4 protein-coding genes, 3 tRNA genes and 2 rRNA genes are annotated in these 7,218 nt (G+C 52.9%); all 9 read right to left on the minus strand.

Annotated features, from left to right (window positions below; genetic code table 11):
* Positions 1-39: 39 nt before the first annotated feature.
* On the minus strand, positions 40-1,233 hold the full coding sequence (gene tuf, locus SGN16_RS26445; protein ID WP_003186103.1) for an elongation factor Tu: 1,194 nt from the start codon (positions 1,231-1,233) through the stop codon (positions 40-42).
* Between the two features lie 86 nt (positions 1,234-1,319).
* Positions 1,320-1,395 (minus strand) — tRNA-Thr (locus SGN16_RS26450).
* Between the two features lie 26 nt (positions 1,396-1,421).
* Positions 1,422-1,495: transfer RNA gene (locus SGN16_RS26455), tRNA-Gly, on the minus strand.
* A 24-nt stretch (positions 1,496-1,519) separates the two neighbouring features.
* A tRNA-Tyr gene (locus SGN16_RS26460) sits at positions 1,520-1,604 on the minus strand.
* A gap of 142 nt (positions 1,605-1,746) precedes the next feature.
* On the minus strand, positions 1,747-2,202 hold the full coding sequence (locus tag SGN16_RS26465) for a hypothetical protein (protein WP_335946007.1): 456 nt from the start codon (positions 2,200-2,202) through the stop codon (positions 1,747-1,749).
* A 7-nt stretch (positions 2,203-2,209) separates the two neighbouring features.
* The gene (locus SGN16_RS26470; protein WP_335946008.1) at positions 2,210-2,959 is read right to left on the minus strand and encodes a pantothenate kinase; all 750 of its coding nucleotides are present in this window, start codon (positions 2,957-2,959) and stop codon (positions 2,210-2,212) included.
* The gene (birA, locus tag SGN16_RS26475; RefSeq protein ID WP_335946009.1) at positions 2,949-3,905 is read right to left on the minus strand and encodes a bifunctional biotin--[acetyl-CoA-carboxylase] ligase/biotin operon repressor BirA; all 957 of its coding nucleotides are present in this window, start codon (positions 3,903-3,905) and stop codon (positions 2,949-2,951) included. The genes SGN16_RS26470 and birA overlap by 11 nt, the downstream gene beginning before the upstream one ends.
* A 133-nt stretch (positions 3,906-4,038) precedes the next feature.
* Positions 4,039-4,154 (minus strand): 5S ribosomal RNA (gene rrf / locus SGN16_RS26480).
* 149 nt (positions 4,155-4,303) lie between these two features.
* A 23S ribosomal RNA gene (locus SGN16_RS26485) occupies positions 4,304-7,198 on the minus strand.
* Positions 7,199-7,218: the final 20 nt, after the last annotated feature.

Genomic DNA, 7,218 nt, shown 5'->3' on the forward strand with positions numbered 1-7,218 from the left:
CCGACCATTATGCCGGCCCGAAAAAGACATTACAACTGTTTACTCGATAACTTTGGCTACGACGCCAGCGCCAACGGTACGACCACCCTCACGGATAGCGAAACGCAGACCGTCTTCCATCGCAATGGTCTTGATCAGGGTAACAGTCATCTGAATGTTGTCACCTGGCATTACCATTTCAACGCCTTCTGGCAGCTCGCAGTTACCGGTCACATCAGTGGTACGGAAGTAGAACTGCGGACGGTAGCCTTTGAAGAACGGAGTATGACGACCGCCTTCTTCCTTACTCAGAACGTAAACTTCTGCGGTGAACTTGGTGTGCGGCTTGACGGTGCCCGGCTTGACCAGAACCTGGCCACGCTCAACATCGTCACGCTTGGTACCACGGAGCAGCACGCCACAGTTCTCACCAGCACGACCTTCATCGAGCAGCTTGCGGAACATTTCAACGCCGGTGCAGGTTGTCTTCTGAGTGTCGCGCAGACCAACAATCTCAACCTCTTCCTGGATACGAACGATGCCACGCTCAACACGACCAGTGACAACAGTACCGCGACCGGAGATCGAGAACACGTCCTCAATCGGCATCAGGAACGGCTTGTCGATAGCACGCTCCGGCTCTGGGATGTAGCTATCCAGAGTTTCCACCAGCTTCTTGACAGCGGTGGTACCCATTTCGTTGTCGTCCTGACCATTCAGCGCCATCAGAGCCGAACCAATGATGATTGGAGTGTCATCACCTGGGAAGTCGTAGGTGCTCAGCAGATCACGCACCTCCATCTCAACCAGCTCAAGCAGCTCGGCGTCGTCAACCATGTCAGCCTTGTTCAGGAAGACAACGATGTACGGAACGCCTACCTGACGAGACAGCAGGATGTGCTCACGAGTTTGCGGCATCGGACCATCAGCGGCCGAGCAAACCAGGATCGCACCATCCATCTGGGCAGCACCGGTGATCATGTTCTTCACGTAGTCAGCGTGACCCGGGCAATCAACGTGCGCATAGTGACGCACAGCCGAATCGTACTCAACGTGAGCAGTATTGATGGTAATACCGCGAGCCTTCTCTTCTGGGGCGCTGTCGATCTTGTCGAAGTCAACCTTGGCCGAACCGAAAACTTCGGAGCAGACCCGGGTCAGAGCAGCAGTCAGCGTGGTTTTGCCATGGTCAACGTGACCAATAGTACCAACGTTGACGTGCGGCTTATTACGTTCGAACTTTTCCTTAGCCATCGCAATCACCCCTAGGAGAAGAATTTAACAAGTCACACAAGCCATTAAAACAAAGGCAGATATTTTCATATCTGCCTTGTTATATATGGAGCTCTTGAGCGGATTTGAACCGCTGACCTCACCCTTACCAAGGGTGTGCTCTACCAACTGAGCTACAAGAGCAAAACACTCTGCACAACCTGCAAACGTGGAGCGGGTAGCGGGAATCGAACCCGCATCATCAGCTTGGAAGGCTGAGGTTCTACCACTAAACTATACCCGCGGAGCTTGCAGCTCACGCTAAAAATGGTGGAGGGGGAAGGATTCGAACCTTCGAAGTCGTAGACGTCAGATTTACAGTCTGATCCCTTTGGCCGCTCGGGAACCCCTCCTAAGCGAGCCGGCATTCTATATTATGCCAGCCTTCTGTCAAGCATTTTCTCATAAAAAACCTGAGGTTAGCTGCGTTGACCACGCTTCACATCGTTAACCGTTAAAGGCCTTCACTGCGAAGCGGGCGCCATTCTATGCAAACTACCCTGCGGGCGCAACCCCTTCGCAAGGCATTATTTTATGTTTTAACTCATTGAATTCTTTAGAAAGGTTTTGAAGCAGCGTTTCATTCACCTTTCCGGAGCCCTCCGGAGAAACCTGAACCCAAAAACCTCCCACCTCAGGTGAGTTCGGCGAACCCAGCGTAGCGGGACGAACCACAACACCCAATACTGCTAGTCGTTGCTCTAGCTGCTTCGCCATTTCCGGGCGAGCAAAGCCACCCAAGTAGACACATGTTTTTTGCGCCTCACCGGATTTGCCCGAATCACGCTTCACAAGCGCATCCGCCGTCTCACTCAATAGGTGGATATCCTGCTGCGAGCCGCGGTACAAACTTAGCGGCGTAACATCCTTCGCGCGAAGGGGGGCCTCCTGTTGATGCCAGACGTAATAGAAGACATTCAAAACCAGCAACAATAGGAACAGCCACCGCATAGGAACCTCAGGACAAAGGACAGGCCATCGCCAAACCAACAAAAACCAGGTCAGGCACCATTCTGGCACCAGGAACAACCCCGGAAACCAAATTGGCATCCCCACCAGTGAGAAACACTACGAAATCCTCCCCCCAATATTCCCGGGCCAACTCAAGCTGAGTCAGGACAAACCCTCTGAGCATCAACATGCAACCACGCTCGACCGCCTCCACGGTCGTACGCCCCGGAGCAAGGCTCTCATGAGCTCGCTCAGCCGCCGTATCGTCATAACGAATTCGTCGAGTATGCGTACGCAATTGATTGCGCATCAAAGGCATACCTGGGCAAATGAACCCCCCGAGATGCCCACCATCAGCAGCCACGAAATCCGCTGTAATCGCCGTACCAAAATCAAGTACCAGACATGCTCCCGAAGCAAGATGAAACCCGCCGAGCAGAGCTAGCCAACGGTCGAGCCCCAATCGCTGGTAATCCTCATAGCCGTTTTTCACTCCCGCCATTTCCCTAGCGGGTAAAGCACGCGCTACAGAAACTCCAAATACGTTAACCAGCGATGCGACCAACGCGTCTGTTTCTTCTGCTGTTCTCACGCTAACCAGGCGACATTTCTTGAGCTGGAATTTCTCAGCACAGCTCAGGCACGCCAATAGATCACTATCGGAACTGACGACCCCTCCCTCGACGGGCGTAAGGCCATCAGACTGAAGGACACGCCACTTGATAAAGCTGTTGCCACAGTCGAGCTCAAGAATCATCACGCAACCTCAAACTGAGCTCACCACCACTAAAGATTTTTTCCACACCATCTACCTTCAAGCGCAGAGCACCCTGACGATCAACCCCCACCACAACACCGTCAATTTGATTGACACCGGCAATCAGTGATACAGCGCGCCCCTGCCAGAGGTGGTACCGCTCCCAATCCGATTGGATCGCAGCAAATCCGGACACATGATGCAGCTTCAGATATTGCTGAAGCTTCGCTCCCAATCGCGCCACCAACTCATTCCGGTCAAAATCCCTGCCCGCCTCGAGACACATGGATGTCCACTGCTGGTCAACCTCGGTGGTCGACCGCATATTCACATTGACCCCCACGCCCAGGACAACATGACAGACGTCCGCAGGATCCCCTACCAACTCAAGTAAAATGCCCGCGATTTTTTTCTCGCCAACCAGGACATCGTTAGGCCACTTCAACCCCGCCTCCACGATTCCCATATCCCGCAAAGCGTGCATGACAGCAAGCCCAACAACAAGACTGAGCCCTTCGATCTGTCGCATGCCACCGTCAATGCGCAAGACCATGCTGCAATAGAGATTCTCAGCAAACGGACTGACCCATTTACGACCACGACGACCTCGGCCAGCCATTTGTCGCTCAGCCAACACCATGAATGGAGCCGCCACCCCGCGCTCTATTGAGCGTAAGGCTTCTGCGTTAGTGGAATCGATGGAGTCAAATATATGAATGGGCCACTCACGAAGACCATTTGCGCCAATCTCAGCAGCATCCAAAAGCAGCAGGGGCTTGGCCAACTGATACCCTCTGCCCCGAACTTTATGAACAGACAACCCCAAGTCCGCCTCCAGGTGCTGCAGCTGCTTCCAGACCGCACTGCGACTGATACCCAGCGCAATGCCGAGCGCTTGGCCCGAATGAAAGCGGCCATCTTTCAGAAGTTTTAGCAACGTGAGCATGCGAACTGCGCCCTGATAATGAGGCCCGCATGATAGCTATGCACAAGACCGTTGCATAGAAACACAAAATGCCTTTCCTGCGGGCAAAACAAAACCCCTACCTGCGTCAGCAGATAGGGGTTTCGGAATTTAATCTTGACGATGACCTACTCTCACATGGGGAAACCCCACACTACCATCGGCGATGCATCGTTTCACTGCTGAGTTCGGGATGGGATCAGGTGGTTCCAATGCTCTATGGTCGTCAAGAAATTCGGTAGCCAGCGCGTGCCTTACGGTCACGTTCCAGCGAATGGGTATGCGATAGTTTGTGTGTTTGCTGCGAACTTTCGGTTCATGTCGTCTTCACACACCGCAATCTGGTGCCCTTTCGGGTCAGCAAATTGCTTGGGTGTTATATGGTCAAGCCTCACGGGCAATTAGTACAGGTTAGCTCAACGCCTCACAGCGCTTACACACCCTGCCTATCAACGTCGTAGTCTTCGACGGCCCTTCAGGGGACTCAAGGTCCCAGTGAGATCTCATCTTGAGGCAAGTTTCCCGCTTAGATGCTTTCAGCGGTTATCTTTCCCGAACATAGCTACCCGGCAATGCCACTGGCGTGACAACCGGAACACCAGAGGTTCGTCCACTCCGGTCCTCTCGTACTAGGAGCAGCCCCTCTCAAATCTCAAACGTCCACGGCAGATAGGGACCGAACTGTCTCACGACGTTCTAAACCCAGCTCGCGTACCACTTTAAATGGCGAACAGCCATACCCTTGGGACCGGCTTCAGCCCCAGGATGTGATGAGCCGACATCGAGGTGCCAAACACCGCCGTCGATATGAACTCTTGGGCGGTATCAGCCTGTTATCCCCGGAGTACCTTTTATCCGTTGAGCGATGGCCCTTCCATACAGAACCACCGGATCACTAAGACCTACTTTCGTACCTGCTCGACGTGTCTGTCTCGCAGTCAAGCGCGCTTTTGCCTTTATACTCTACGACCGATTTCCGACCGGTCTGAGCGCACCTTCGTACTCCTCCGTTACTCTTTAGGAGGAGACCGCCCCAGTCAAACTACCCACCATACACTGTCCTCGATCCGGATAACGGACCTGAGTTAGAACCTCAAAGTTGCCAGGGTGGTATTTCAAGGATGGCTCCACGCGAACTGGCGTCCACGCTTCAAAGCCTCCCACCTATCCTACACAAGCAAATTCAAAGTCCAGTGCAAAGCTATAGTAAAGGTTCACGGGGTCTTTCCGTCTAGCCGCGGATACACTGCATCTTCACAGCGATTTCAATTTCACTGAGTCTCGGGTGGAGACAGCGCCGCCATCGTTACGCCATTCGTGCAGGTCGGAACTTACCCGACAAGGAATTTCGCTACCTTAGGACCGTTATAGTTACGGCCGCCGTTTACCGGGGCTTCGATCAAGAGCTTCGCGTTAGCTAACCCCATCAATTAACCTTCCGGCACCGGGCAGGCGTCACACCCTATATACGTCACACTTTCGTGTTTGCAGAGTGCTGTGTTTTTAATAAACAGTCGCAGCGGCCTGGTATCTTCGACCGGCGTGGGCTTACGCAGCAAGTGCTTCACCCTCACCGGCGCACCTTCTCCCGAAGTTACGGTGCCATTTTGCCTAGTTCCTTCACCCGAGTTCTCTCAAGCGCCTTGGTATTCTCTACCCAACCACCTGTGTCGGTTTGGGGTACGGTTCCTGGTTACCTGAAGCTTAGAAGCTTTTCTTGGAAGCATGGCATCAACCACTTCGTCACCCAAAGGGTAACTCGTCATCAGCTCTCGGCCTTAAGATCCCGGATTTACCTAAGATCTCAGCCTACCACCTTAAACTTGGACAACCAACGCCAAGCTGGCCTAGCCTTCTCCGTCCCTCCATCGCAATAACCAGAAGTACAGGAATATTAACCTGTTTTCCATCGACTACGCTTTTCAGCCTCGCCTTAGGGACCGACTAACCCTGCGTCGATTAACGTTGCGCAGGAAACCTTGGTCTTTCGGCGTGGGTGTTTTTCACACCCATTGTCGTTACTCATGTCAGCATTCGCACTTCTGATACCTCCAGCAAGCTTCTCAACTCACCTTCACAGGCTTACAGAACGCTCCTCTACCGCATCACTTGCGTGATACCCGTAGCTTCGGTGTATGGTTTGAGCCCCGTTACATCTTCCGCGCAGGCCGACTCGACTAGTGAGCTATTACGCTTTCTTTAAAGGGTGGCTGCTTCTAAGCCAACCTCCTAGCTGTCTAAGCCTTCCCACATCGTTTCCCACTTAACCATAACTTTGGGACCTTAGCTGACGGTCTGGGTTGTTTCCCTTTTCACGACGGACGTTAGCACCCGCCGTGTGTCTCCCATGCTCGGCACTTGTAGGTATTCGGAGTTTGCATCGGTTTGGTAAGTCGGGATGACCCCCTAGCCGAAACAGTGCTCTACCCCCTACAGTGATACATGAGGCGCTACCTAAATAGCTTTCGAGGAGAACCAGCTATCTCCGAGCTTGATTAGCCTTTCACTCCGATCCACAGGTCATCCGCTAACTTTTCAACGGTAGTCGGTTCGGTCCTCCAGTTAGTGTTACCCAACCTTCAACCTGCCCATGGATAGATCGCCCGGTTTCGGGTCTATTCCCAGCGACTAGACGCCCTATTAAGACTCGCTTTCGCTACGCCTCCCCTATTCGGTTAAGCTCGCCACTGAAAATAAGTCGCTGACCCATTATACAAAAGGTACGCAGTCACCCAACAAAGTGGGCTCCCACTGCTTGTACGCATACGGTTTCAGGATCTATTTCACTCCCCTCTCCGGGGTTCTTTTCGCCTTTCCCTCACGGTACTAGTTCACTATCGGTCAGTCAGTAGTATTTAGCCTTGGAGGATGGTCCCCCCATATTCAGACAAAGTTTCTCGTGCTCCGTCCTACTCGATTTCACTTCTAAGATCCTTTCGCGTACAGGGCTATCACCCACTATGGCCGCACTTTCCAGAGCGTTCCGCTAAAATCAAAGAAGCTTAAGGGCTAGTCCCCGTTCGCTCGCCACTACTAAGGGAATCTCGGTTGATTTCTTTTCCTCAGGGTACTTAGATGTTTCAGTTCCCCTGGTTCGCCTCTTGCACCTATGTATTCAGTACAAGATAACCATCTTATGATGGCTGGGTTCCCCCATTCAGACATCTCCGGATCAAAGTCTGTTTGCCGACTCCCCGAAGCTTTTCGCAGGCTACCACGTCTTTCATCGCCTCTGACTGCCAAGGCATCCACCGTATGCGCTTCTTCACTTGACCATATAACCCCAAGCAATCTG

The sequence above is a fragment of the Pseudomonas sp. G166 genome, assembly GCF_037027455.2.
GTDB lineage: Bacteria > Pseudomonadota > Gammaproteobacteria > Pseudomonadales > Pseudomonadaceae > Aquipseudomonas.